The following is a 25,840-nucleotide window of genomic DNA, read 5'->3' on the forward strand; positions in this document are numbered from 1 at the left end:
CCGCGGAGACGATCATCGAACCGATCCGCCGCCGCGCCGTGCCGGTTCATGCCGGGCGCGAATGACATTGTGGCTCATCGCCTCGGGATCTCACCTGAAGTCAGCGTCTCTCAGCAGCATCTGATCGTGACGGACTGGGTTGGCGATGTGTTGGCGGCGCTGGGGCTTCTCGGCGGCGGGATCGGATTCCTTGTTTCGCGGAATGCACGGAAGCGCTCATTAGCGAGTGAAGCCGCAGCTGCGGCAGCGCAATCCGACGCAACGAGTGCGTTACAACGCTCGGCAGCTGCTGCGGAGCGCCTCACTAGTCTGTGGGAAAAAGTAATGACGCCCTCGGCCTCGAGGCCTGACTTCGAGGTGAGGACTGACCACGGGGAAGAGGGCGGGTTCGTGGTGAACATCGGCAGCGAGAAGGCGTTCTCCCTGACGGTGCACGGCTATCCGGACCTCTTCGTGAACATGGTCTCCAGTGGGCCGCCCCAGGACTTGGCTCCCAACGAAAGCGCGAACTTCACGATCGATCAGCGCACCGCGGGTCGGGTCGAGCAGGTTGAAGTTGCGTGGCAGGACAGTGAGCACAAGGAGAACTATCGCCGCCAGTTTTGGATCACCTAGGTAGTGCGGCTGCCGCGAAGCGCCAAGCTTCCACTTCTTACTCGATGGCACCCGCAGCCTCGGCCTTTCGCCGCCAGAGGTCGGCTGCCGAGATTCCGTTCGCCAGGTTGTGCTGCTCGCAGCGTATGCGCGCCATGGCGGCCGATACTGGCTGTTGCTCAGCGCAATGCCGCCCAGCAAGCTACGTCGATTGGAGAACAAATGCGACGGGTCGGAGCGTGGGAATCGTCGATCTTGCCGCCACAAGCCGGCGAGTTCGGTGGCCTTTCAGAGGTGTCCCGCCCCGGTGCCCAGGAAGTTGAAGTGCGCTCGGAATCCGCCGCTCCTTGCAATCGGATGAACGGAGCTGGGGATGAGCATCACCCTTTCTCATCGCTAACCGAGTTTGCGGTTTCGGAGGTGCTCAACGATGCTTTGAGACACCTCCCGACGGGCAACTCCGGCGGGCTCAACGCGGGAGCGACCTACCAGCTCATCCGTTCTTTGAGGCGCCGCTCCCGCGGACGCTGTTTTTGCGCCTGTCGGCCGCCGAACGTCCCTGACCCTAAGCTGGGCAGCGTCTGAACTCGTCTGCAGAAAGAGGGACCGTGGTCAACCTGGACTCCACTCGCGAAAGTCGAGATGGTGATCAGTTTCACTACTTCTGGGCGGCGCAACGATGCCTCCAGCTGTTGGACCTGACGTCAGACCTCACGGCCGTCGCTGTAGAGGGAGCAGCGCCCAATGATTTGAGTGCCGGGTTGAGGACGTCCTCTGCGCATGAGATCGATATTGCCGAATACTTCGGAGGCACTAATGCAAGTGATGCGACCCGCATCGTCTATCGACAGCTCAAGCACTCCACCACTCAGCGAGATATTCCCTGGGGGCCGGCAGGCCTCAAGTCTTCAATCTCACGCTTCGCTGCTCTCTATAGAGCAGCTGCGCCTTCTGATCGAGATAAGTATCGGTATCAGTTCGTTTCGAATCGAGCGGTTTCGACAAACGTCCGCATGGCTCTGTCGGAGCTGACAGGTGCCACAGCCCTCACAACTCAAGCAAAGGCAACCAGAGATAAATTCACTGCATGGGCGAAGCTAGACGAGTTGGATCCGTCGGACTTCTTTCTGCGGTTCGACGTGGACGCCTCTGCTCCCGCGTTACGCGAGCTCGCGAGTGCCGTTGCGCTGGGGCTCGGCGAGTTGCTACCAGGGCCAAACTCTGACGCAACTCTACGACTCAAAGAAATGGTCGCTGAGCGAGCTACCACCCTGAATCGTTCCCCCATCTATCGCGGCGACCTTCTCGTTGCGTTGAAGGTATCCGAGCGCGATCTCTTTCCGGCCCCCACTGAGATCTCTGCCCCGCCGGATCCCCTCGTGAGGGAATCATGGCGCGAGATAGTGGACGCGATTCGACAAGATCCATCGCCCCACATCATCCATGCCAGCGGAGGTGTTGGAAAGACAACCTTCGCCCTAACGTTGCCATCGTTGATCGAGTCGAATGACCGGGCGGTTGTATACGACTGCTACGCAAACGGCGCATACCGTCGATTAGGCGAGGCCCGCCATAACCCCGCGCATGGGTTTGTTCAGATCGCGAATACGCTGGCCGCATATGGACTATGTCAGGTTCTCGTACCCGATTCGAATATCTCCGACGAGGACTGGGCTCGCGCCTTTTTGGCTCGAGTCGTCGCCGCCTCAGAGGCGGTATCGTCGACTGACCCAGACGCTCTTATAGTTCTGATAGTCGACGCGGCGGACAGCTCCGTCATTGCATCCAAAGCAGACATCTCGGCTCGTCCCTTCGTGAGGGCGCTATTGCGACAGGCGTTGCCAAGCAACTTCCGAGTCGTAATGACGTCGCGCACCGAGCGCGTCGAGGACCTCGAGCCACCTCCGAACGCGGTACGTCATCTTCTCGGGGGCTTCGACCGGACCGAAAGTGCACAGCACCTTCGCAATCATTTTCCACACGCTTCGGATGCTGATGCGCACGAGTTTCATCAGCGGACGTTTGGAAATCCGCGGATTCAAAATGGTGCGCTGTCTGGGCCCGCGACTGTTGCCGAACTCTTGACTAACCTCAGCGAATTGCCAAACTCGCCTGAGCAAGCTTTCGACCGCATCCTTCACCGGCGCGTCATCGAGGTTCTTGACGAATCACCTAATCGCGCTGCCTTGGAACAAGTGCTTCACATTCTCGCCGCTCTGCGGCCGAGGATTCCTGTCGATGTGGTCGCGCAGCTCACCGGAGCTTCGGAATCAACGATCCGGAGCTTCGCAAGCGATCTCGGAGGCCCGCTTCTTCTGGACGGCGACGCGCTTCAGTTCAAGGACGAGCCGACCGAGACCTTCGTCCGCTACACATATATGCCAAGAGGAACCGATCTCAGGACGCTAATAGAAATGATCCGTCCGGAGGCAGACAAAAGCGTCTACCTCGCCTCCTCGCTCCCGCAGCTCTTATGGGAAACCGACGATCTCGACGGGCTGCTTTCGCTTGCGATGTCAGAGGACTCATTGCCCGCCGCTGACCATTTCGAACGCCAGCAAGTGGATAAGTCACGATCGATTTTCGCGACGCGTGCCGCCATTGCCAATGGGCGATTCAAAGAAGGGGCAATCCTTGCAGCGCGATGCGGTGTACTCAACGCTGGGGGGTCGCGCCGAATCGCGCTACTCACCAGGCATCCGGATCTCGGCGGTGACCTCCTTGAGGAGGCCACCGTCGAGCAACTCGTATCTGACCGAGAGGCTCGCGCCGGATCAATCCCATCGTCGCTTGCTCGGGAGGGATGCCTTCTTAGCATAAGGCCGGGCACCGTCGGTATCGCGAGAAGCAGGCTCCGAAGCGCGAACTCCTGGGTTCAAGCTTGGTCACGGTTGCCAAAACAACAACGCGACAACAGCCCCGTCGATGACACCGACATCGCCAACGTCGCGTTCGGCCTCCTGAATACCGACGGTCCAGAAACCAGCTTTTCTTACATTCTTTCTTGGCGACCCAACGACGTTCACTACCTGGTCGCCAGAACCGTATTCTCCCGCCTCCTCGACAGAGGCGACGAAGCTACCGCGCGCGCCCTCGCCCAAACCGCAGCGAAGAACGTTCGTGTCCTTCTCGGCTACGCCTTTGCTGCGTTCGACGCAAATGTTGCCATGGTGCCGGAGGCAGCATCCGCGCTCTTTGCGCTTCTCCAGAAGCGGAAGAGAGAGGTGAAAGTCAGTCAGCTTACGTATCAAGGCCCTCATCAGATCTCAGCGGCAGTGTGCTGGACAGTAGCGTGCGCACTCCGGGAAAAGAAGATTGCGAAGGATGAAGCCTCAATCCTGGTGCAGAGATATGTCGGGGCCTCGGCACCTTCAGGATTGGCCTCTGCACATGGCGATCGAAATGAAGAGGCCTTCTTCTCGATTGGACTACGAACGCATCTCGTGGGCGAAGACCTCGTGGCTGAGCACTTTGCCGATACGCGCCTCAGCGAGGAGCTTTCTCGTTCCTACTCGTCCGGTTGGGACGTCACCGAGTTCAGGAATAACATCCCTGGACTGGTTCCATGGATCAAAGCATGGATAAGCGCCAGCATCGGCGATTCATCCTGTTCACCTCCGCCGATTGCGACCCTGCCTACGAGCGTTGCCGACTACATGCCTGCCTACGTGCTCGCGAATAGCGCGCCGAGAATCGCGTCCCGGCTAGTGGCTATTGGGCGGAATAGCACCCGAACCGGAGAGCTCAAGGCGTGGTTCGAGGAAGCAACCCATTTGTGGCACTCGACTGCAATCGCGATTGCCCGATTTCTCGGTGGTGGCAATGATGCGGCTCAGGATTTCGCGATCGAGGTGGGCGCTCATGTGGCGAAGCTAGCCATGAGCGATGGCAGCGACGCTGAAACCAGGTCGCGCACCCTTGCTGACATTGCGCGAGCTCTGCGCCGTGCGAGCGAAGATGAAGCACGGGAGCACCTTTCCAACGCGCTTGAACAGGCTGAAAGGGCAGGCGACGATCTGCCTCATCTTTGGGACGCCATCCTTCGGATCGGGGGCACCGCCGCGCAAAGCGGAGATGCCCACTTGGCCTTTCGCATCGCCCGGCTCGCCGAAGCCATCGAGCCGAATTTCGAGGTCGATTTTCAACGCGCGCTCGAATTGTGCTGCAAGCTCGATCTTCCCGGCGGCCTCTCGATTGCATCTCGTTGGCGCGATCGAAGGACTGCCGCGCTCAGCACAATCTCGTCAGCGCTCGCCGGCGATACGGGCGGCCCGCTCGCAGTTCTCGATCCGGGATTAGCTCTCGCATTCGCTCACTTCGGGGGACGCGTCGACATGCGTAGCATGCTAGACGCCTTGTTCCGACAGTCAGACGGGGTGCCCACGGAACGAAAGGCATGGGTGGCCGATCGGATGCTCCGCCGCCTAGGTGAGCACCCCGGCCTTGGGCTTCGGTCTGTTCTCGAGGGAGCCGGTATACCCGTACGAACAGCGGAACTACATCCGGACGATACCGCCATCGGAAATTCGAGCCTTTGGCGCGATGATCCCGCGCGGGAGAAGAAGGAAGCGCGCGCCCGAACTAGGGCGATCGCGCGTGCCCGACAGAAGGACCTCACTACTCCCGAAGGACTGCTCGCGGCCTCGCGGCTACTGGGTCGTCACTACGGAACAGAATCGACCTTTGCCGACCTTGCATTCGAGTTGCCCACTAGGAAATGGGCGACCGTAATACGGGCGCTTGCCCAGGTCCCTGAATTCGACGAGTACGACTATAAGACCGCATTCGCAGTTATGGAGCGGCTCAGAGGAATGCCCGCATCCGCTAAAACCGCTGCGAAACATCTCGTTCAACACGTCGTCGCTCAGTTCGGGCCGGAAATGCTTAGCCGCACTTACGAGCGAATATCGATTAAGACGCTGGCCACTTTCGCCGACGAGTCTTCCATTGAATTCCAGGCCGCACTATTCCGCGGCAGCGCGAGCGCGTTGGATTTATCTGAGGCTGAATCCGCATACAGCGTCGTGGGCAACCTCGCCGACGTAGTCTCCGCATCTGAAGCGGTAGAGCTCATCGAGCGCCTAACCGAAAGCCTTAGCTACCTCGCCATGCCTGATGCGCCAGATCCAAGCTGGACTCCGCGTCTGCAACCCTCCACCGATCCCTGGCTAGCTGTTGCCAGCTTCGTGTGGGCATCCCTCGCAGATCCGAGTGCTGACACCCGTTGGCGCGCCACATACGTCGTACTCACACTGTGTGAGCTCGATAATGCGCGCTTTGTTGCGGCCCTTGATCAAGTTGCAAGAAGTGGTGAACCGAAAGCCTTCATCGACGAGCGGCTTAGCTTCTACGAATTGCATGCGGTCCTCTGGCTGTTGATCGCTATCAGTCGTGCAGCCAAGACTGCGCCTAGGGCGCCAGGCGCGTTTGAACCGTTTCTGACTCATGTAGTTGCCCGGTATCCAACCCACGCCCTCTTTAGACAACTCATCGATTCCATCCTTGATACCCAAGAAGTTGCGGCCCCGAAAACTGTCGTTAAGGCTGATTATCAGCGGCCAGGTCAGCGTCGCCACAGCTTCTGGGTAAGCGAGACAGCGTTCAAATTCCGTGGTGACTTCGTCGAATACTGGCTTCAACCCCTCGCAAATTGCTTCGAAGTGGACTTGGAAGAAGTAGAGCAGGAGGCCAGCGACGTTATCGCGACGGCTTTCGACCTAGGCCTTTCAGGCACGAGGAGTGAGGACGCCCGCCACACCCTTCGGATCTTCGGCGATCAAGAGAAGACGTACCTTCATAAGCACAGCGACCCCCAAGTACATGACCTTGACTTCTACGTCAGCTATCACGCGATGTTTATCGTCGCGGGCGTTCTTCGAAGACACAAGTCGGTGTACCGAGACCCCGAGCATGAGTTCGACGATTATCAGCGCTGGGTGCGTCGCGAAGGACTGACACGGCCCGATAGGTGGCTTGTTTCGGATCTGCGGAGCGCGCGGCCCGCGAGTGTTCAGCACCAGCCGCTCCACGGCAGCGACCCTACTTGGAGATGGTCGGTCAAACGGACAGACTTCTTGGCATTTGTCCAACAGGGTGGACAGGCGACAGTGAATCTGTACTCGAGGGTTGCAGGATATTCAGCTTCAGAACGGGTTCGTGTTAATACGGCCCTGGCAGCAGAGGATCGCAGTCTCGCACTGATTCGTTCGCTGCAAGTCGATCGAGCGCCCTCTGATTTCCGGTTGCCAGACGCTGGCGAAGACTTCGAGATCGATGTGCCCGGTTACGAGCTAAGGGGCTGGATCGACTATTCGCCGCATGATCTCCGCCTCGACAGATCCGATCCGTTCGCGAAGGGCCTGTCGTTTCCGCCGGTGAGCCCAGCGGAGTGGGTCAGCCATGATGCCGGCCTCGACTTTCGCGCTGAATCCAACTCGTGGGCAGACCCACAAGCATTCGAGGTATATGACCTTCAGTCGTGGCAACACGCGGATGATCCTCGCCACGACCGCGGTGAAGAAGGTCATCTCTTATCTGTACAGAAGTCCTGGCTTGACGCTTTCTTGAGCAAACGCAGACTAGATCTCGTGGTCGAAGTCAGCATTGACCGCAACCAGCGCTCCGCTTACCAATCAACCCGACACAGTGAAGAGTGGCTCGAATATGTCGAAAGTTACACCCAACTCCTCCTCTATCGAGCCCACGACGGATGGTACGACTACCGAGGAAACTATCTCGCTAGGTAAACGACTTGCTCGTCACCTCGAGGGCACAGACACCCTCGGTCGGTGGATGGCTCACTATGTGGCAGAACTCATCACCAAAGCAGACTCCGCACCTGAGGACTCGGCCGCACAACGTGATTGCGCACAGGCCATTCGGCAGTTGTGGGAGGCTCGAGCGACGTTCCCTGGTCCCAGCCAGCCCCTTGCTTCGTTCGAACCGATTGTGCGGGCGCTTGAGCGGCTTGACCCAGAGCGGCCACGCTGGGGATATTTCGACGACCGCCGACGGAAAGCCGACTTGGAGGGCGACACAAGCGCGATCTACACGGAACTGGCCCTGAGGCTAGACGAGTCAATGGGAGGCGTTATCCGCTTTCTCATGCGGGAAGCCGCAGCTTCGGCAGTGGATTCTGAGCATGAGTGGATCGATCCGATAGACCAAAGCGGGGACGATGAACCATCGCTCGTCTCATCAATTATCGAGTCACTCGGTTACGGCAACTCGGACGACAAAAGGATTTCGGACGCGCTTAGTTCCGTCATGGCAGTTCAAAAGGTACTGGATGCGATCGCCGACAGCTTGCGCCAACGCAACGGAGACGAGTAGCAAAATTGCGTCGGCGGGGCTGCTGAGAGCTTCCGCCCCGTGTTACGTGGTGCGGCGACGGCAGCAGCGTCTTCGGAACTTTCGGGGTCGTGCGATCGTAGAAAAAGGTCACCCCCCGTTCATTTAGTCGTGAGCTCGACGCGTCGGTAAGCGCGCCGGCCAGAACAGGGCCATCAGGTTGCTACAGCTCTGATTCCAACGCGTGAATCCAGACGAGTGTGCGCCGCCGGCGACGCCGCTCCGTGGTCGCGTCCCGACGAGTGTCGAGCCTCGCGCTACGTTTGCGTCATGACGTCTCCGGTGGTGGTCGATGGGCGGCTCACTCGCGAGAAGCTGGATGAGCTTCTGGCCCTCGGCGCTGAGCATCCCGAACTGGACTTCAAAGCGACCCTCGACCTCAACCAGCCCGCGCACCGGCTCGGACTGGTCAAGGACCTGATCGCGATGGCCAACGCTGGCTCAGGCGGTTACGTCATCATTGGCGCAGACGAACACGGGGCCCCCGCTAGCGCTCACAGCGTCGTCGATCCGAAGAGATTCGACAGCGCGGATCTCGGGCAGCTCGTCGCGAAATACGTCGTCACGGCACCGGTCGTCACCTCGCAGGTTCACGAAGTCGACGGGAGAGCGCTGGTCCTCGTTCACGTTGCGCCGCCTACCAGTGGGCTGCCAGTGCTGATCAGCACGGCCGGCGAGTACGCCGTCGAGAAGGGGATGAAGACAGTTCTTGTCGAGGGTGTCTTGTACGTGCGGGACGGCACTCGTACCGTCACGGCCACGGATGCCCACTGGCACCGGATTCTGAGCCGCTACCGCGAGGGCATTGTCGCCGATACTCGAGGGAACATCGACGTGCTCGTCGCCAAAGTGGTTGCCGGACTAGGCGATGTAAATGCGGGCGCGCGGCTAGCACCGCTCGCCCTCGAGATGGAGGACGGCACCTTCTCCGAGGCGGTGCAGCCGTACTTCGACCGCGACGATGGGCTGAAAGAGTTGCGGCGTTTCCTGCGCTCGATGCGCGATGCGGCCGGCCCCAACAACGATGACTCAATTGTGCAATCCCTCGCTCTGGACAAGCTGTGTATCGTCGCCATCCAGGCGGTCATGGCCGAGTCGCGGCGAGAATTCCAGCTCACCATGGACCTCTTCTACGACCTGTACATGAAATCGATCGGAACGTCGGACCCGGACTCAACGATCCCGAAGCAATCGCAGTACGGGCTAGAGATCTTGCTGCGTCTGCTCGTAGTCGGCGCATCCCTGGTCGACGAGGAAGCGTGGTGGGCGGTCGAGTCACTAGTAAATCGGCCGGTCAGCGATTACTACATCATCTGGCTACGCCACGCGCTAGTCCATGCATCGAGAGCGGGCCTGCTCTCCGGCGGTCGACGAGAGGATTCCTTGGTCCTCGTCCGGGCACGGGCGCTTGCGTTGGCGAATCCGACCCTAATGCCCACGCTCGAGGGTCGAGCTCTGATTGGCGACGATGACGAGCTTCCCGACAATGACGCACTGCTGAACGCACTGTGCCAGTTCGACTTCCTTTGGTGCACGGTCACCGTCGCCACACACCCGGACAAGGACGACGGGCCGTTGTTCTATCCCTCGTGCGCGGCGCTGAAGCGAGAGCGAACTGCACCCATCATGGACCGGCTCGTGAAATCAGAATCCGTTCGTCGCGCGATCCTCCCGGGCACCCCGGCGTCGGTTTGGAAAGAGGCTCTCCTCAGGGTTAACGCTGTCGCTGTGACGCAAAGTCGGACCTTGCACTACATCACCTGGTGGCAAACGTACGGGTTCGACGATTACGTCGAAGAGCATCTCAGGGACTCCGTTTAGCTGCCGCAGGCTCAGGAAGCCTGTCGAAGCGGTTCAGGGCGTTACAGATCGAGGTCTCGATGCCTGTCTCGCGGTGGGTTAGTCGGGTCATTACGATGGTTGTCTCCATCCAAGTGCGGAGCCGGTGGCCGCCTGAGGGCCAGTGCGCCCACGACCGCGGCTTCGGTCTCAGACGAGCATCGCCGTAGGGCTCCCGCGCGCAATCGACGGCAGCATCCCCGATCGCTGCGGCACCACGGGTATCTTCGGCGTGTGAAGAAGCACGCCGCCGTCACCTGGCTCCTTGTCGTCGGTCTGGTTGACCTGGTGGCGGGCGTGATCCTTGGCCTGCGAAGGCCGGCGGCGGCTGACCTCGGATTGCACAGCTGTGCGGCTCGCCGGTCGACCGCAATCCGTCGGCGTCGCTTTCACGGATGAATTGGGACGGTATTGATTTGCGCGCGCCGAACGCGATTGCAGTCGGGCTTATTCAACCGAAAGTCGGCAACAGTCCGAGAGTGCGATTGATCGTAGACGACGTCAGTTGGCGTCCGCCGACATGACGTTTTGTCGGCTCGCAGGTTCTTTCGTTTGCCCACGTTTTGCCCACAACCGTACGTGACTCTAAATGATTCAACGTGATCATACGTGACTCAAATCAATTGACTGACCAGCGATTTAATCCGCGTGCCCTGAGATTTCAAGGGATGGGATCGGGTTCAAATCCCACCGGTACCGCCACGAAAAACCCCCGCGATCCCAGTGCTTATCAGGGATCCGGGGGTTTTTGCTCTCCCGCCGCCTTGTCGGGTGGTCGCGTCGGCGCTACCCTTCCGATGGGTTTCCGTGGGGAGCCGTTATGGATGACAGGAATCGCCTCGCACTGCGTTTGAGCTACGACCTCGCTGGTGTCACCGACCGCGGGACCTATCTGAACGCCATGATCGAGTCGCTTGCCGTCGTGTTCCCGTGCGACTCCAACGGGTGGGTCGGCATGGACCTGCCGCGCGGCCGCTACGAGTTCTACGGCACGAACGGGTCAGGCGATCCCCGGCATGCGTCCAGTGTGCAGCGGACGAAGGACGCACATCCGATGCTGACGTCGTATCTGGCGCATCCGGGCGACATCGCCCCGCGGCGGATCAGCGACATCGTCGGCGACCGCGACTGGCTGAACCACCCGCTCTACCGGGAGGTTTTCGTCCCGCTGGGCGCCCGTCGCGAGTTGACGATCGTCGTCTCGCCGGTCAGCCCCGTCGAATTCGACGGTTGGGGCTTTCATCGCGCGACCCGGGACTTCACCGATGCTGAAGTGGAGACCGCGACGGATATCCAAGCGGTCCTGGTCACGCTGAACCGGCTGACGCTGATCGGCGCGAAAACGCGCGCGGAGCACGACCGACGGCGGCTCTCGGCACGGGAGGCTCAGATCCTTCAGCTGGTGGCGCAGGGCTTTCGCGCGACGGACATCGCGCTGATGCTGCGGATCAGCGCGTCGACCGTGCGCAAGCATATGGAGCACGTGTACGAGAAGCTGGGCGAGCACAGCCGCGTTCGCGCGATCAATGCCGCGATCCGGGACGGCGACATCACCGGGTGATCAGCTCGGTTCCGTCCTGAACACGCGTCGGTAGTCGTTGACGAATTGACGGCGACCTGCCACAGCGTAGAGACCTCGGACCGGACCCGGGAGATTGGCGCGCATCCAGTGGGCGCGTTGCGAGGGGTCGATCGCCTCGAGGACGTACCCGAGTTGGACCAGGAGTCTTGCCTTGGGGACGCTCGTGCGCCCGAGGTCACCGAATGCGTCCCATTCGCGTTGGGTCATCGTGACGGCCGCGATGGGCAGGATCCTGGATTCCTCGGCTACGAGATGGATTCCGAGTGCAGTATTCACCTCTCCGAGGACGTCCACCGCGGCCGACCGGAGGGCGGGGTCGGCTGTGCGTCCCCACTCGGGGAGCAGGCTTCCTAACCGGACCAGCAGAGCCGCGACAGCGCGATGCTGCGATCTCATCAGCTCGACGTGGACGGCGCAGGCGGGGGATCTCGACTCGAGCACGCCCCAGAGTTGCGTGTCCTCCGTCTCGTGGTGCGCGTGAAGCATTTCGGTGAACTCGGTCACATGGGCTGCGACGACGGCCGCGCGGTCGAGGTCACCGGTGGCGACGTCACCGACCAGGGCCGGCATGGCCGCGTATCGGCGGCGGAGGACACGGTGGATGACGAGCATCCCGCTGGTGTCGCACACTGCGCCCGGCGGAGTTCCGTTGCTGGGAAGCTGGGTGACCATGTCGCTCCTCTCGGCCCGGATGTTCGTGGTGCGACCAGTGTGGAGGGCCGGAGGACTCTGAACCGATACGCAAATGGTCGTATCCCGGCAGGAGGGTCGAACCCAGCAACACTCGCTCCAGGCGGTCCCCTGACGAGCGGTTGCCAACGGCCGCCCCATTGTCGTGCCGCTCCGATTCTCGCGACCTACGAGCCGGACGTCTCAGCCGGAGTCGGCACGATGATGTGTCCGTCGTCCGCGCCGCCGACCTGAATCCGCCCGTCGGTTCCGATGAGGACCTGGCGGCTCCACTGGTCGGGCATCGGGCACGGCGCATCCTTCTGCCCCCGGACGACCTCGAGTTCGATCCGGGCGGTCTCGTGCGTCACGCCGGCCTGGTCGGTCAACGTGACCACGAGGTCGTGCTGGTTCGTGAGATCCACCTTCGCCGGCGCCAGGACTTCGAACGACGGTCTGGTGCCGTCTTCGTTGTCGCAGGACCCGGCGTAGCAGGCATGGACGGTGCCGCCCGGGTGCAGACGGAGCCAGATCGAGGCGTCGACGGTGACATGCGGAGGGCGGATGGCGGGCATGGAGCAAGCTGCGTACAGCGGACTGCAGCCAGCGAGCAGGGTCGCGGCCAGAAGTCCAGCCGCCAGGGCCGCTCCGCACCGGAACTGCATCATGGTTTCAGTCCGAGAATCGGGCCCGCACCGCGATGGTTTGGTCGTCCTCCAGCTCCCATCGAGCGCCGTGCTCGTGCTCCGGATATTCCTCGCGCAGGAACGCGCGGATACCCGCAGCGACCGCGCCACGGATCACAGCTCGATCCTCCTTCGGTCCTCGTTCGCTGCGGCCGGCGCCAGCAGCCGGGCAACGTAGGTCATCACGACCGCCGCCCCGATGAGCGCGACACCGAGCGGTGCCAAGACCTGCGCGATGACCCGGGTCAGCAGATCCACCAGCAGGAGGAGCCCCTGGTCGACGCTGGCCGCCGAACTCGGCTGCTGGGCGGCCGTATAGGCCAGTTGTGGCAGGAGCAGGGTCACAAGCACTCCAGCGATGGTGAGGCCGATGCCCCACCACAGCACCACTTTCGGTCGCACCTTCGGCTCCATGACGGACGTCCCCCTTCGTCGCGGTTGGTGACGATGCTAGCGGGCCGGCGGTGTTGCTCGTCTAGGCCGCCGCGATGACTCACGGTCGATGTCCGCACGGTAGAGTCGCGCCACGATGACTGCTGACACTTCCACCATCGCCCGGCGGCGCCCGATCGTGGTCACCGCCATCGCTCTCAGCACCGTCGCGATCGTGCTGGCGTGGTGTTGGTTCGCTGTTGTCTTCAGCGACGCGTACGACGAGGAGTGCAAGGCGCGCGTCGCCGGTACGAGCGAGCTCTCGTTCGCCGTCACGGTCGGATCGGCGCCCCTTGTGCTCGTGACCGCCGGCGCGTTGGTCGCGCTGATCGCCACGATCGCGGGAAGCGCCGGCCGCCGGCTCCTCGTCGGAGTCGCGATTCTGCTCGCGGCGACGGCGATGGGCGTTCTCGTCGCATGGGCCTTCAGCGGGTGGACGCTGTTCACCCACGTCGCGATCGGGTCCAACTGCTTCGGCTGAAACGACGCAGCGAGCGGCGATCGACCCTTGCGGAGCATGGAGGTGCCGTGATCCTCTTGCCCTCGTGAACTTCTTTCCGGCGGACCCACCCGAAGACGAGCCCGAGGGCTCGGACCACGCACCTGCACCGTGGTGGAAGCCCTCGGACGACGAGCTCCCGGCGACCTTTCCGATCGGCGAGACGATCGCCGTCACCGAGAGCGTCGCCCTGATCCTCACGGTGGCACGTGTCTACGGCAATGGCGTCGAACTCGTCGTGGAGCGCCGCATCCGACGCCGGAACACGAGTCGTCGAGACTGGCAGGAGATGCAGTCGCGGATGCACGACCACTTCGGTCGCTTCGATCCCGAGCGGCTGCGGTATGGCGTTGTGCTCGGGGACGGCCAGAAACTCATCCTCGATCTGGCGCCGGGGCTGTATGGTGTCGTTCCCGAGCGACACTCTCTGACCCACACCCGCGGCAACGGTGGCGGATCGGAGGACTTCTATACCTTCGAGGACGGGATGTGGCTCTGGCCGCTGCCGCCGGAAGGGCCGCTCGAGGTCGTCGCGCAGTGGCCGGCCTTCGGTGTTCCGGAGTCGCACGTGGTGCTCGACAGCGCGCCTCTGCGCGAGCTCGCGTCACGGGCGCGGCCCGTTTGGGTCGAGTAGTCCTGACGTGCCCGGCGGCGCACGTGCTGCGCTCGCCGCCAGGTCGGCCTCCTCACGGTCGACCGGCAGTTGACAGGAGCAGCCACCGTCCAGATACTTAAGCACATGGTTAAGTATCTGGACGGCGTGTTCCATGCTCTGGCCGACCCGAGCCGGCGGCTGATGCTGGAGCGGCTGGGCCGTGGCCCGGCGACCGTCAGCGAGCTCGCGCGCCCGCTGCCGATGTCGCTGCCGGCGGTCGTCCAGCACCTGGAGGTGTTGCAGAGCAGCGGCTTGGTGCAGACGCGCAAAACGGGGAGGGTGCGCATGTGCCGCCTCAACCGCGACGCGCTCGATGAGGCCGAGTCGTGGTTCGCCGCTCAGCGGCAGCAATGGGAGAAGCGATTGGACAGTCTGGGGGAGTACCTCGACTCCTCCGGCGACGAAGGGGAGAACAGCAAGTGAGCAACCACAGCACGAAGCACGACACCATGGTCCTCGAGCGGGTGTACCCGGCCGAAGTCGCCCGGGTCTTCGCTGCGTGGACGGATCCCGCGGCCAAGCGGCTCTGGTTCACCGGAGGCGATGGCGAGGGCGAGTACTCGCTCGACTTCCGGGTGGGCGGGCGGGAGTTCTCGCGGGCGACGCTGGCGGATGGAGGCGACGTGTACACCTACGACGCCCTCTACGTCGACATCGTCCCGGAGCACCGCATCGTCTATACGAACCACATGCTCCGCAACAGCGACCGCATCTCCGTCTCACTGACCTCGGTCGAATTCGCGGCGGTCCCCGAAGGCACCCGCTTGACCCTCACCGAACACGGCGTCTACCTCGACGACCTCGACCAGCCGGAGTACCGCAGGCAGGGCATCGCCGAGCAGCTGGACGCAATCGCCTCTGTGCTGAGCGGGGGCGAGGGGTGACGATCACGACCAGGGTGCTCAGTGTGAGCCTGCCGGTGCCGGATCAGGACCGGGCGCTCGCGTTCTACCGCGATGTCCTGGGCTGCGACGTCCGCTACGACGGCGAACCGTGGCCGGGTGTGCGCATGCTGGAGGTCGTACCACCCGGCTCCTCGGTCGGCATCGTCCTCCTCCCCGCCGACGGCGCGATCCCGGTCGCAGTCCGGCTCGGCACCGCTGACGCCGCGCAGGCCTTCTCCCGGGTCGACGATGCGGGCGTGGACCTCTACAACGACGCTCCGCTGACGATCGGCGACGGCTCACCGATGTTCTACTTCGACGACCCGTTCGGCAATGGCCTCGTCTTCATCGAAGAGAATGGCGAGAGCGCACATTCGGTGTCCCGGAGCTGATCAAGCGAGCTGCCCCACCTGATACGACCCACCCGGCATCCGGATCATCACATTCATCCGGTTGAACGCGTTGATCAACGCGATCTGCGCTACGAGCGCCGCCAATTGCTCCTCGTCGAAGTGCTCGGCCGCGGCCGCCCACACCGTGTCGTCGACGCCCGCGCCGTCGGCCAGGCGGGTGCCCTGCTCGGTCAGCTCGAGCGCGGCCCGCTCGGCGGGGGTGAAGACGGTCGTCTCCCGCCACGCCGCCACCAGGCTGAGGCGCAGGGCGGTCTCGCCGGCCTCGACGGCCTCCTTCACGTGCATGTCGAGGCACGCGCCGCAGCCGTTGATCTGGCTGGCGCGGATGTCCACCAGCCCCTCGATCGTGCGCGGCAGCGTCGACTGGCGGACGACGCGGTTGGCCGAGACGATGTATTTGACGAACTTCGGCGTGATCGAGGCGGCGTACATGTCGAAACGGGGTCCCATGATGATCTCCTTCGTGTCGGACTCATCAGAGAGACGGATGGCGCGCTCCGGAGGTAACAACGGGCGCGGTGACCGTGATCCGCGCTCGGCCCTCTGGCCGGATGAGGGAGTCGACCTGCACGATCCGGCCGTCGACGACGACGCAGGACATCACGGCCAGCGGGGTGCCGTCCGCGCGCCACGCCATGATGCCGGGGACGCCGTCGACGTCGACGCGCTGGGCGATCGTGCGCGTCCGTTCGCCCAGTGCGGCGTGCCGGGCGAGCTCGTCCGCGCCGAGGCGCACCCGGATGCCGCGGGTCGTGTGGACGCGCCACACCACGTCCGGGTCGAGCACCTTCAGGAGGGCCTGGAAGTCGCCCTCGCGGGCGGCCGCGAGGAACGCGTCCACGACCTCCCGCTGGCGGCGGCGGTCGTGCGGGAGGTCGGCGCCCCGCACCTTGCGCCGCGCGCGGCTCGCGAGCATCTTCGCGGCATCGGTGGACTTGCCGAGCACACGCCCGACCTCCTCGAAGGGGACCGCGAAGGTGTCGTGCAGGACGAAAGCCAGCCGCTCGTCGGGGGTCAGCGTCTCCAGCACCATGAGCAGCGCCACGCCGACGGCATCGCTCAGGACGGCGCTCGCCTCGGGATCGTCGGCGTCGTCGGACACGACCCATTCGCGGCCGGGCTCCTCCCACGCGGTCTCGCCTTTGGCACGTCGGGAGCGGAGCATGTCGACGCAGACCCGGCCGACGACGGTGCTCAGCCAGCCGGAGAGGTTGTCGATGGAGGCGGGATCCTGGCGCGAGAGCCGCAGCCAGGCCTCCTGCACCGCGTCCTCGGCGTCCGCCCGCGAGCCCAGCACCCGGGCCGCCAGCGCGGTCAACCGCGCGCGCTGCTCTTCGAAGGCCGCGCTCGTGGCGTTCTCGTCGGTCATCGGTGCCCCTCTCATCCACACTCTACGAGGGGGACGGACGAGCCGCCGGAAAGGTAACAGGCGTCATCCGGGCGTTCGGGTCACCGGTCCGGGAAATCCCGCAACCGGAGTCGAGCCGAGCCCCCACGGGTGGTACGTGTGGGTAGACCACCGAGTTCAGGGAGGGACCATGACCACCATCGAGAACGCAGCCGGCCGCCTTTCCCGTGTCACGCGCCCGTACGCGCCGGCCGAACGTCGCGCGGTCGGCGCCAGGCCCCAATTCCACCGGCAGCGGCTGCTGCAGGTGATCGAAGCGCCCAAGGACACGACGACCATCCCGCGGCTGCCGGTGGAGGTGGAGCACCGTCTGCGGACGGGCGGCGCCGACCCGTGGCTGCCGGTGATCGCGGAGCAGAATCCCGGCTTCAAGATCGTCGCGGCCCGGTACGCGAAAGGTGGCGACGCCGCCGTCTACACGCTCGTCCCGGAGGACTGAGCCCGCAGCTGGAGGAACGGCACGGCAGGAACCGTGCCGTTCCAGGAGCCTCGCGCGCTCCCCTGGCCGCCTACTTCTTGTCGGCGGAGTCGCCCTCGGCGCCGGAGGGTGCGTCGGCCGCGCTGTCCGCGGCTTTGCCCGCTGCCTTGATGTCCGCCGCCGCGGCGTCGTCGACGGCCTTCTCGACGATCCGGTCGGCCTTCTCGAGCGCCTCGCGGATCTTGACCTCGCCAGGGTTGGAGACCAGCGCGATGATCCCGGAGTGGCCGGGGTCGATCGCGTCCTCGAGCTCCTTCGCCAGTTCCTTCTTGTGGTGGCGCTCGCGCAGCTTGCCGAAGATTCCCCCGCCTGCGCCGACGACGAGGGCGCTGCCGATGATCGACGGCGGGAAGAGGACACCCAGGACGGCGCCGCCGACAGCGCCCCAGGCGAGGCCCTCGCGGGTGCTGTGGTCGGTGGCCTTCTGGACTTCGAGCTTGCCGTCCGCGGTGCGTCGGACGACGACGACCCCGTCGATCTTGACGGTCGCGCCGTCCTCGACCTTCTTGAGTGCTTCGTACGCCTCCAGCGCGGTGTCGGTGTCCGAGAAGTCGGCGGCGAGCAGCGTGTAGGCGCCGTCGCTGATGCCGGCCGCCTCGACGCTGACGGCTCCGTCGTCGGCGCCGGTCGGGTCGGCGGGAGTGGATGTTGGATCGGTCATGTCGGGTCTCCTTAACGAGCGGTGACTGCCGTTCGGGCGAAAGTATAGGAGCGGGGTTCGACGGCGGCTATGCCGGATCGGGGTGCTGTTCAGCGGGCGGGCCGGAGGCGCTCGCGCGCAGGCGACCCGAGCGATCCTGCCTGGCAGTCTCCTGGCCGTCCGCACGAAATCCGGCGCGCGAGGCGTACCGTCTTCGCCGTCGACTGGCGATCCGCCCGTCGACCGATTCATCGGCAGGGAAGAGAGTATGGCGGGAAGGCACACCGCGCGGGTCGGCGGACTCCGCCGCATCGGCGACGTGATCGTCGAGTATCCGCTCCCGACGGGCGCGGTCCTGACGGCCGCGTTGGTCGCGGCGCTGGCGGTCACGCCACTGGGAGCGGCCGACCTGATGCCGGCGCATACGCCTTCGCGCATACCGGCGGCCGACGCGGCACCCGTGGTCAGCCTCTCCGTGCCGAATGTGGTCGGTCTTTCGGAGACCCGCGCCGCGGACGTGTTGCGCGCGCGGGGGTTCTCGATGGAATTCCGCACGGAGTCCTGGGAGCCCGCGACGGGCCGGACGGATGAGGTCGTGATCCGGCAGACTCCGGGGGCGAACGCGTGGGTGGCGAAGGGGACGAGGATCGCCCTGACCGTCGCACCGGCAGGGTCCACCGTCTCGACGCCTCCGCAGAATGCGAGCGGCCCGGCAAGCCCGGGAACCGTCTCGGCGCCGGCCGGGTCGGGTGCCTCGGCCACGACGGGGAGCGCAGGCGGAGCTGGAAGTTCGGGAGGCTCCGGTGTTGCCGGTAGTGGTGGTGCTGCGCCGGCGCCGACTCCGCAGCCCCCTGCGGTCCCGCAGCCGGTCGCACCGCAGCCGGTCGCACCGCCGCCGGTCGTCCAGGTGCCGACGCCGCCCGTGCCGTCGTTGCCGCTTCCGACGCTTCCCGGCTCGCCTCTGGGTGTCGTCGGCGGCCTCCTCCGCGGAGTCATCTAGCGGATCTCGGCCACGCGCCGGGCGACCTCGCCGGCTTCGCGCCGCGCTTTCTTAGAAGCACCTTGCGCCGCCCCAGGGACACTGGGTGCCATGATCTTCCACGCGAGCATCCCGCTTCTCGACGCGTCGGCCTGGTTGCACGCGTTCGGGCCGTGGGTGCTGGTGGGCATCGCCGTCGTGGTGTTCATCGAGTCCGGGGTGCTGTTCCCGTTCCTCCCCGGCGACTCGCTGCTCATCACCGCCGCCATCCTCGCCCCGCACCTCGGCATCCAGCCCTGGCAGGTCGCCGTCGTCGCCGCAGTCGCCGCGTTCGCGGGCGATCAGGTGGGTTACTGGCTCGGGAAACGCTTCGGGAGGCACCTCTTCAAGCCGGACGCCCGGATCCTCAAGACCGAGCGGCTGGAGGCCGCCGACGCGTTCTTCGCCCGGTACGGCGGCGTCTCGCTCGTGCTCGGCCGGTTCGTGCCGTTCGTGCGCACCTACGTCCCGCTGGCGGCCGGCATCGCGGCGATGCGGTACCCGCGCTTCCTGCTCTGGAACGCGCTCGGCGGCGTCAGCTGGACCATCGTCATGGTCGTCCTCGGCGTGCTGCTCGGCGGCATCCCGCTCGTGGCGAACAACATCGACGTGCTGATGATCGTCATCGTCGCCGTGTCCGTCCTGCCCATCGTGATCAGTGCGCTGCGGCGTCGCCGCACCCGGTCGCGGGAGTTGGCGCAGAAGGAGAACGCCCCCGTCGAGTGAGTCGGCCGAGTGAGTCGGCTCCGGGGGGAGAGGGGGAAGCGTCGCGTGTCCGTCTGGACTCTGAATGCCGCGGGCGAGTTCCGGGGGACCCTGAACGTCACCGCGGTCGACCGGCCGTGGATGTTCGCCGCGTTCCATCCGGCACCCGCGTTCGAGCGGTGGCGGCCGCTCTTCGAGGCGCATCTCGAATCGCTCAACGACGTCGACCTGGACGTGCCGGAGCAGCGCGACCGCCGCGGATTCGACTCGGCCCTCCAGCAGTTCGTCCTGCTCGCGGAGACCGGGTCGATCGTGGTCTACGAGGATCTCCACATCCGCGGCGACCGGGCGTGGTGGCGGTTGCGTTAGGGGCGATTCCGGCTGGAACTCACCCGCCCTGCAGCGGCTCCGGCGCGTGCAGGAACAGCAGCGCGACACCCCAGAGGACGACGCTCGCGCCGATCCCGACGACCGGGGCCGCCCACGATCGCCGTCGTGCGCTCACCACGGCGACCAGCGTCGCGACCGCGCTGATCGGGAGGGGGACGATCGCGCCGGCGACCGCGAGTCGCAGCGCCGGCCCCACCCGGTAGAGTTCGTCGCGGCCGATGGACGGCCCGCCGACGGCCGCCGCGATCGAGATGGCCAGCATGACCAGGATGGCTGCGACGGCGCCGTGGAGAAGCAGCAGCAGGATGGTGAGAACGGTCTGACGACGTCGCCGGGCGGGTGCGGCCTCGGTCGGGATGGTCGTGGTGTCCGTGTCCCCCCGGCGGCCCCGCATCACGCCGTCCAGACCCCGAACCACTGGGGCTCGCCGAACTCCTCGTGACGCTCGACCTCCGCGAAGCCGAGCTTGTCGAGCACGCGCCTCGACGCGGTGTTCGCGAGCTGCGTCGAGACGACGAGGGGCTCGTCGGGAGCCGCCGCCCTGAACCAGCCCATCGCGGCGGCGCAGGCCTCCGTCGCGTAGCCGCGCCCCCAGGCGTGCGGGAGCAGCAGGTAGCCGAGATCGGCTTCGCCGCCCTCCTCGAGGACGTGGCCCGGCCGGTCGGCCGCGCGCGGATCGAACGTGACGATTCCGATCAGTTCGCCGTCGAGCTCGATCGCGAAGAAGCCGGTGCGCTTCCCGGGGGTCTCGGGCACCAGCGCGTCGAGCTCCGCCCGGGGCGTGGCGCCGCCGAGGTGGAGGTGGGCCTCCGGGCTGCTCCAGAGGTCGAGCATCGCCTCGCGATCGCGCGGCTCCGTCGCGCGGAGGACCAGCCGGCCGGTCGAGATTGGGACCGGAGGCCAGGTCACTCCGTCGAGATGCGCCATGGCGCGAGCGTACCCTGCGGTATGCCCGGCCCGGCCATGGGCGGTCGGGAACACGCCCCGGCCCCCGTGAAGTCACAGGTTCCGGGGCGTTCGCACCGCTGTCAGCTGCCGAGGGCCGTCAGGAGGCCGGCTCCGCGAGGACCTTCCGCCACCGCGCCGAGAAGCTCGCCGCCGTGAAGCCGAGGGCGTCGTTCACCTCCAGCATCGGGAGGTTCTCCTCGGCGTTGACCGTCTCCACGAGCACGCAACCCGGGAACCGTGCTTCGAGCTCGCGGAGGTTGGCGAGCTTGAGGAGCATCCCGAGCCGGTGGCCGCGGTGCTCGCGCAGGACAAGGGTGTCCATCTGCTCCGCCGGGCGGTCGGACTCGGTGGAGACGTCGAGTTCGGTGAAGCCCACGGCCTGCCCGGTCGCCTCCTCCACCACGATCGACGTCAGGGCGACGCGCGGGCTTGCGGCCCAGAGGTCGTCGACGGCGCGGACGCGCTCCGCCGTCCAGACATCGGTCAGCTCGATGCCGGCGTTCGGGGCGTCGGTGCTCATCCGGGTGCGCAGCAGCGCGATGGACTCCACCCACTCCTCGGGCGTCCGGCCCTGCCAGCTGACCGTACGGTAGCCGGCGGCGGCCGCGACCGCCGCCGCGAGGTGGGCGGAGAACACGTCCGGGTCCATGGGCAGCGGCAGCGCGCTGATGCGGCCGACCTGTTCGAGCGAGAAGCCCTGGCGTCGCAGGAAGCGCGTCGACGGGATGCCGAGCGGCACCGCCCCGAAGCCGGTGGGCGCGGGGATGGCCTCCCCCTCGACGCCGGCCGGGTAGGTGGACTGGTTCTGGATGGTCGTGCGGCCGGCCTCGCGGGCCAGCTGCTCCAGGCGGTCGTAGAGCGCCCCGCCGATGCCACGGCCGCGGAACTCCGGAAGGACGGAGACCGCTCCCCAGCATTCGGCGGCGCCGGCCGGCAGCGCCAGGTTCGCCCGCGCGACGACGCGGCCGTCGACCTTGGAGACGAGCCCGGCCATCTGCCGGGACTCGTCCTTCCAGTCCGGCAGCAGCTCGGCCGCGGTCATGACCTCGCCGGTGTGGCCGCGTTGCTCCGCCTCGACGGCGTTGCGCACGGTGGCGAAGCCGACGAAGTCCGCGGCGTCCGCCGCGTCGACGCTGTCCGGGACGACGAGCGGTTCGATGGTGAAGCCGGTGAGCGTGATGGTGTGATCTGAAGATGACATGAAACCTCTTTGTACGCAGGAACGATCGACTCACCCACGGTCGTGGGGAGGAAGGGAGTCACTGCTACAGGATCACGGGGTTCAGCATTCCATAGCGGTGGCCCGGACAGCAAGCGCCGAGCGCCGGCCCGCGACGTTCCGGACGCGCCGGCTGTAGCTAGACTCCGTCTCATGAAGCGCGCCACCATCTACGACGTGGCCCGCCAGGCCGGCGTGTCCCACCAGACGGTGACCCGGTATCTGAACGGGTTCGAGGGCATCCGGCCGACGACCCGCGCCAAGGTGCAGGCCGCGCTGGAGGAGTTGAACTACCGCCCGAACGGCGCGGCACGGTGGCTCCGGTCCCGCCAGTCGAACCGGATCGGGATCCTGGCGCACCGCATGGAGCTGTCGGGTCCGGGGCGGATCGTGGCCGGCGCCACGACGGCGGCCAGGAGCCGGGGGTTCGTCCTCGACATCGCTTCGATGGACGGCGAGGACGGGGTGTCCGTCGACGAAGCCCTCGACGTCATCATGGAGCACCAGATCGCCGGCGTCTTCGCGACGGCGCAGACGGACGTCGTGCGCGCGGCGATCGCGGAGAGGGGGCTCGACATCCCCATCGCGATGGACTCGGCGGAGGGGCTGTCGTCGACGAGCCTCAACCCGCGCTCGCTCCCCGGCGCGCTCGCCGCCGACCACCTCGCGGACCTCGGCCACTCCCGCGTCGCGTTCGTCAACGGCCCACGTGTGTGGATCGCCGCGAACCAGCGCCGGGAGGGCTTCATCGACGTCGCCGCGCAGCGCGGGCTGCAGGTGGTGTGGGAGTACGAGGGCGACTGGTCGGCCGAATCCGGGTACCGGTCCGCGCAGGAGCTGCCCGCGGAGGTGACGGCCGTCGCGGTCGCGAACGACAGCATGGCGATCGGGCTGATCTACGGGCTCGACGAGCGCGGCGTCCGGGTCCCGGAGGATGTCAGCGTGATCGGCATGGACGACTCGCCGGAGTCCCGCTTCCACCTCCCCCCGCTGTCGACCGTCCGGCTCGACTTCGAGGGGGAGGGCGCGTACCTGATGAACATGCTCATCGCCAAGATCGAGGGCGGCGACATCCACGAGGTCCCGCGCTACCGTCTGCCCGAGCTCGTCGCGCGCGGATCCACGGCGGTCGTGCGGCCGGCGAACGCCCGTTCATAACGGTCGGGTCAACGCTGTTGTGAGTCCGCGGAGGGTGTGTGTATGCTGCTCTCAACCAAAATGTTGTCGACAACAGTGACCGGTCACATTGACCGGAGGTCGAGAACAGCGCGACGAAGCGGAAAGGTCGACGATGACGCTGAACCCCACGTTCCCCGGTGTGCTCTTCGGAGCCGCCTACTACGCGGAGTACCAGGAGGAGGGGTCGCTGGATCGCGACCTCGACCTGATGGTGGAGGCGGGCTTCACCGTCATCCGGGTGGGCGAGTCGGTGTGGTCGACCTGGGAGCCGCGCAACGGCGAGTTCGACCTCGACTGGCTCCAGCCGGTGCTCGACGGGGCGCACGCGCGGGGGATCGCGGTCATCCTCGGGACGCCGACCTACGCCATCCCGCCGTGGCTGCAGACGTTGCACCCGGAGATCGCCTCGGTGGACGGGCAGGGGCACGCGCTCGGCTGGGGCGCCCGCCAGGAGATGGACCAGTCGGTCCCGGTCTACCGCTGGTACGCCGAGCGGATCATCCGGAAGGTCGTCGCACGCTACGCCGACCACCCGGCTGTGATCGGCTACCAGGTGGACAACGAGCCGGGCAACAACCTGCCGCACAACGAGAGCACCTTCCAGGCGTTCGTCTCCTGGCTGCGCCGCCGCTACGGCACGGTCGAGCGGCTCAACGACGAGTGGGGTCTCGTCTACTGGTCGCACCGCATCGCCGAGTGGTCGGAGCTCTGGCGACCGGGCGGCAACCTGATGCCGCAGTACCAGCTGGAGTGGCGGCGCTTCCAGGGCGAGCAGGCCACCGACCTGATCGCCTGGCAGGCGGAGATCGTGCGCGAGTACGCCAGGGACGACCAGTTCGTCACGACCTGCATCTCCTACTCCCGTCCGCAGCTCTCCGACGACCAGCTCGCCGCCTCCCTCGACGTGACAGCGGGCAACCCGTACTACCTGATGCAGGAAGGACTCTCGGCCGACGTCGACCTCCCGCGCCGCGCCGACTGGTGGCACACCGGGCCGTGGGCGCTCTTCCAGTGGGGAGACCGGGCGTACTCCTCGCGTCAGGAGCGTTTCCTGGTGACAGAGACCAACGCGCAGTCCATCGGCGGCCCCTGGCAGAACCAGCCCCCGTACCCGGGCCAGATCAAGCAGGCCGCGTTCGCGCTGGTCGCGCGCGGCTCCCGGATGGTCGAGTACTGGCACTGGCACACCCTCCACTTCGGCGTCGAGACCTACTGGGGCGGGGTGCTCCCGCACAGCCAGGCGCCCGGCCGCATCTACCGGGAGGTCGCCGAGCTGGGTGCGAGCCTCAAGCGGATCGGCGGCGCGCTCGACGGCTTCGAGCCGGACGCGGACGTGCTGATGCTGCACTCCACCGACACGAAGTGGTCGTTCGAGTTCTACCCGCCGCTCGCGACCGACACCGGGGAGGCGGACCGCCGCTCCTACGCGCGCATCGTCGACGCCTTCTACCGCGGCTTCAGCGAGACGGGCGCGCAGGTGCGCGTGCAGCACAGCCGGCAGTTCGTCGAGCAGCCGACCGCCGAGCTCGTGGAGCGCTACCCGGTCCTGGTGGCCGCGGCCGAGTACGTCGCGGACGACGCGGTCCTCGACGCCCTGCGCGCGTACGCCGAGGCCGGCGGCCACCTCGTCGTCGGCATCCGCACCGGCTACGGCGACGAGCTGGCCCGGGCACGACGCGGGGTCGCGCCGGACCGGCTGCACGACGCCGCCGGCGTCTGGTACGACGAGTACAGCAACCTGGCCGAGCCGCTCGACGTGACCGCGGCCGCCGCCTTCGAGCTGGAGGACGGCGCGCAGGCGACGGCCTGGGTGGACGTCCTCAACCTGGACGGCGCCGAGACCGTCGTCTCCTACCGGCCGACCGAGCTCGGCGCCGAGGCCGCGATCACCACCGCGCCGTTCGGCGCCGGACGCGTGACCTACGTCGGCACCGTGCCGAACGAGCCGCTGGCCCGCAGCCTCGCACGCTGGCTGGTGCCGGAGACCGCGGCGCGGGCGTGGGAGGCTGCGAGCCCGGTCAGCGTCAGCACCGGCCGCGCCGGCGGCGGCACGGTGGCGTTCGTCCACAACTGGTCGGCCGCCCGGCATACGGTGACGGTGCCCGCCGACAGCATCCACGTGGAGTCCGGCGAGAGGTTCGCCGCCGGGTCCCGCTTCACCCTCGAGCCGCGCGGCGTCGCCGTGTTCGAGGTCCCCGGCTCGCAGGCGTGAGCCGGATCGCACGGAACCGAAACCAAGAGAAAGAGAAACG

The 25,840-nt window shown here is 65.9% G+C and carries 27 protein-coding genes; 16 read left to right on the forward strand and 11 right to left on the reverse strand.

What is annotated here, in order from left to right; translation table 11 throughout:
• The first annotated feature begins 126 nt into the window (after positions 1-126).
• The 4 genes from F1C12_RS18280 (at position 127) to F1C12_RS18295 (ending at position 9,765) form a co-directional block, all read left to right on the forward strand.
• Positions 127-615 (forward strand): hypothetical protein, encoded by a 489-nt coding sequence (locus F1C12_RS18280; RefSeq protein WP_185276280.1) that lies wholly within the window; start codon positions 127-129, stop codon positions 613-615.
• 587 nt (positions 616-1,202) lie between these two features.
• Entirely contained in the window at positions 1,203-7,340 is a 6,138-nt protein-coding gene (locus F1C12_RS18285) for a hypothetical protein (RefSeq protein ID WP_185276281.1), read from the forward strand.
• Between the two features lie 58 nt (positions 7,341-7,398).
• Positions 7,399-7,926 (forward strand): hypothetical protein, encoded by a 528-nt coding sequence (locus F1C12_RS18290; RefSeq protein ID WP_185276282.1) that lies wholly within the window; start codon positions 7,399-7,401, stop codon positions 7,924-7,926.
• A gap of 288 nt (positions 7,927-8,214) precedes the next feature.
• A complete protein-coding gene (locus F1C12_RS18295; RefSeq protein ID WP_185276283.1) occupies positions 8,215-9,765 on the forward strand; it encodes an AlbA family DNA-binding domain-containing protein in 1,551 nt (516 codons plus the stop codon).
• A 168-nt stretch (positions 9,766-9,933) separates the two neighbouring features.
• Here the strand turns inward: F1C12_RS18295 and F1C12_RS18300 are convergent, their stop codons facing one another.
• Complete coding sequence (locus F1C12_RS18300; RefSeq protein WP_185276284.1) at positions 9,934-10,128, reverse strand: hypothetical protein; 195 nt, start codon at positions 10,126-10,128, stop codon at positions 9,934-9,936.
• A gap of 475 nt (positions 10,129-10,603) precedes the next feature.
• Here F1C12_RS18300 and F1C12_RS18305 point away from each other — a divergent pair, with 475 nt between their 5' ends.
• Positions 10,604-11,344 (forward strand): helix-turn-helix transcriptional regulator, encoded by a 741-nt coding sequence (locus F1C12_RS18305; protein ID WP_185276285.1) that lies wholly within the window; start codon positions 10,604-10,606, stop codon positions 11,342-11,344.
• Here the strand turns inward: F1C12_RS18305 and F1C12_RS18310 are convergent, their stop codons facing one another.
• The 4 genes from F1C12_RS18310 to F1C12_RS18320 form a co-directional block, all read right to left on the reverse strand.
• Positions 11,345-12,037 carry a hemerythrin domain-containing protein gene (locus tag F1C12_RS18310; protein ID WP_185276286.1) on the reverse strand — a complete coding sequence of 231 codons (693 nt, stop codon included), beginning with the start codon at positions 12,035-12,037 and terminating at the stop codon, positions 11,345-11,347.
• A gap of 185 nt (positions 12,038-12,222) precedes the next feature.
• Complete coding sequence (locus tag F1C12_RS18315) at positions 12,223-12,609, reverse strand: hypothetical protein (RefSeq protein WP_258045975.1); 387 nt, start codon at positions 12,607-12,609, stop codon at positions 12,223-12,225.
• A 97-nt stretch (positions 12,610-12,706) separates the two neighbouring features.
• Positions 12,707-12,838, reverse strand: a complete 132-nt coding sequence (locus F1C12_RS22780; RefSeq protein WP_258045976.1) for a hypothetical protein — start codon at positions 12,836-12,838, stop codon at positions 12,707-12,709.
• Positions 12,835-13,134 (reverse strand): hypothetical protein, encoded by a 300-nt coding sequence (locus F1C12_RS18320; protein ID WP_185276287.1) that lies wholly within the window; start codon positions 13,132-13,134, stop codon positions 12,835-12,837. The genes F1C12_RS22780 and F1C12_RS18320 overlap by 4 nt, the downstream gene beginning before the upstream one ends.
• A 115-nt stretch (positions 13,135-13,249) precedes the next feature.
• Between F1C12_RS18320 and F1C12_RS18325 the strand changes: the two genes are divergently transcribed.
• The 5 genes from F1C12_RS18325 (at position 13,250) to F1C12_RS18345 (ending at position 15,582) form a co-directional block, all read left to right on the forward strand.
• Positions 13,250-13,633, forward strand: a complete 384-nt coding sequence (locus F1C12_RS18325) for a hypothetical protein (RefSeq protein ID WP_185276288.1) — start codon at positions 13,250-13,252, stop codon at positions 13,631-13,633.
• Between the two features lie 64 nt (positions 13,634-13,697).
• Complete coding sequence (locus F1C12_RS18330; protein ID WP_185276289.1) at positions 13,698-14,285, forward strand: hypothetical protein; 588 nt, start codon at positions 13,698-13,700, stop codon at positions 14,283-14,285.
• 105 nt (positions 14,286-14,390) lie between these two features.
• Positions 14,391-14,729 carry an ArsR/SmtB family transcription factor gene (locus F1C12_RS18335; protein ID WP_185276290.1) on the forward strand — a complete coding sequence of 113 codons (339 nt, stop codon included), beginning with the start codon at positions 14,391-14,393 and terminating at the stop codon, positions 14,727-14,729.
• Positions 14,726-15,190 (forward strand): SRPBCC family protein, encoded by a 465-nt coding sequence (locus F1C12_RS18340; RefSeq protein WP_185276291.1) that lies wholly within the window; start codon positions 14,726-14,728, stop codon positions 15,188-15,190. Before F1C12_RS18335 ends, F1C12_RS18340 begins: the two co-directional genes overlap by 4 nt.
• Positions 15,187-15,582, forward strand: a complete 396-nt coding sequence (locus F1C12_RS18345; RefSeq protein WP_185276292.1) for a VOC family protein — start codon at positions 15,187-15,189, stop codon at positions 15,580-15,582. Before F1C12_RS18340 ends, F1C12_RS18345 begins: the two co-directional genes overlap by 4 nt.
• Here F1C12_RS18345 and F1C12_RS18350 read toward each other — a convergent pair whose 3' ends face one another.
• The gene (locus F1C12_RS18350) at positions 15,583-16,053 is read right to left on the reverse strand and encodes a carboxymuconolactone decarboxylase family protein (RefSeq protein WP_185276293.1); all 471 of its coding nucleotides are present in this window, start codon (positions 16,051-16,053) and stop codon (positions 15,583-15,585) included.
• 25 nt (positions 16,054-16,078) lie between these two features.
• Positions 16,079-16,972, reverse strand: a complete 894-nt coding sequence (locus tag F1C12_RS18355) for a sigma-70 family RNA polymerase sigma factor (protein WP_185276294.1) — start codon at positions 16,970-16,972, stop codon at positions 16,079-16,081.
• A 169-nt stretch (positions 16,973-17,141) separates the two neighbouring features.
• On the opposite strand from F1C12_RS18355, the gene F1C12_RS18360 reads away from it, so the two are divergent.
• Positions 17,142-17,450, forward strand: coding sequence for a hypothetical protein (locus tag F1C12_RS18360; protein WP_185276295.1), 309 nt, complete (start codon positions 17,142-17,144; stop codon positions 17,448-17,450).
• Positions 17,451-17,520: 70 nt separating this feature from the next.
• On the opposite strand, the gene F1C12_RS18365 is transcribed toward F1C12_RS18360, so the two are convergent.
• Positions 17,521-18,150 carry a DUF1269 domain-containing protein gene (locus tag F1C12_RS18365; protein WP_185276296.1) on the reverse strand — a complete coding sequence of 210 codons (630 nt, stop codon included), beginning with the start codon at positions 18,148-18,150 and terminating at the stop codon, positions 17,521-17,523.
• 247 nt (positions 18,151-18,397) lie between these two features.
• Between F1C12_RS18365 and F1C12_RS18370 the strand changes: the two genes are divergently transcribed.
• From F1C12_RS18370 to F1C12_RS18380, 3 genes are all read left to right on the forward strand, one after another.
• A complete protein-coding gene (locus F1C12_RS18370; protein WP_185276297.1) occupies positions 18,398-19,129 on the forward strand; it encodes a PASTA domain-containing protein in 732 nt (243 codons plus the stop codon).
• Positions 19,130-19,219: 90 nt separating this feature from the next.
• On the forward strand, positions 19,220-19,873 hold the full coding sequence (locus F1C12_RS18375) for a DedA family protein (RefSeq protein WP_185276298.1): 654 nt from the start codon (positions 19,220-19,222) through the stop codon (positions 19,871-19,873).
• 45 nt (positions 19,874-19,918) lie between these two features.
• The gene (locus F1C12_RS18380; RefSeq protein WP_185276299.1) at positions 19,919-20,221 is read left to right on the forward strand and encodes a hypothetical protein; all 303 of its coding nucleotides are present in this window, start codon (positions 19,919-19,921) and stop codon (positions 20,219-20,221) included.
• 19 nt (positions 20,222-20,240) lie between these two features.
• Here F1C12_RS18380 and F1C12_RS18385 read toward each other — a convergent pair whose 3' ends face one another.
• From F1C12_RS18385 to F1C12_RS18395, 3 genes are all read right to left on the reverse strand, one after another.
• A complete protein-coding gene (locus F1C12_RS18385) occupies positions 20,241-20,636 on the reverse strand; it encodes a hypothetical protein (protein ID WP_185276300.1) in 396 nt (131 codons plus the stop codon).
• Positions 20,636-21,169, reverse strand: a complete 534-nt coding sequence (locus tag F1C12_RS18390; protein ID WP_185276301.1) for a GNAT family N-acetyltransferase — start codon at positions 21,167-21,169, stop codon at positions 20,636-20,638. Before F1C12_RS18390 ends, F1C12_RS18385 begins: the two co-directional genes overlap by 1 nt.
• Before the next feature lie 118 nt (positions 21,170-21,287).
• Positions 21,288-22,391: a GNAT family N-acetyltransferase gene (locus tag F1C12_RS18395; protein WP_185276302.1), complete on the reverse strand. Its 1,104-nt coding sequence runs from the start codon at positions 22,389-22,391 to the stop codon at positions 21,288-21,290.
• Between the two features lie 171 nt (positions 22,392-22,562).
• On the opposite strand from F1C12_RS18395, the gene F1C12_RS18400 reads away from it, so the two are divergent.
• On the forward strand, positions 22,563-23,567 hold the full coding sequence (locus F1C12_RS18400; protein WP_185276303.1) for a LacI family DNA-binding transcriptional regulator: 1,005 nt from the start codon (positions 22,563-22,565) through the stop codon (positions 23,565-23,567).
• A gap of 133 nt (positions 23,568-23,700) precedes the next feature.
• Positions 23,701-25,800, forward strand: coding sequence for a beta-galactosidase (locus F1C12_RS18405; RefSeq protein ID WP_185276304.1), 2,100 nt, complete (start codon positions 23,701-23,703; stop codon positions 25,798-25,800).
• The last annotated feature ends 40 nt before the right edge of the window (positions 25,801-25,840 follow it).

Origin of the sequence: Leifsonia shinshuensis (assembly GCF_014217625.1) — a bacterium.
Lineage (GTDB): Bacteria > Actinomycetota > Actinomycetes > Actinomycetales > Microbacteriaceae > Leifsonia > Leifsonia shinshuensis_A.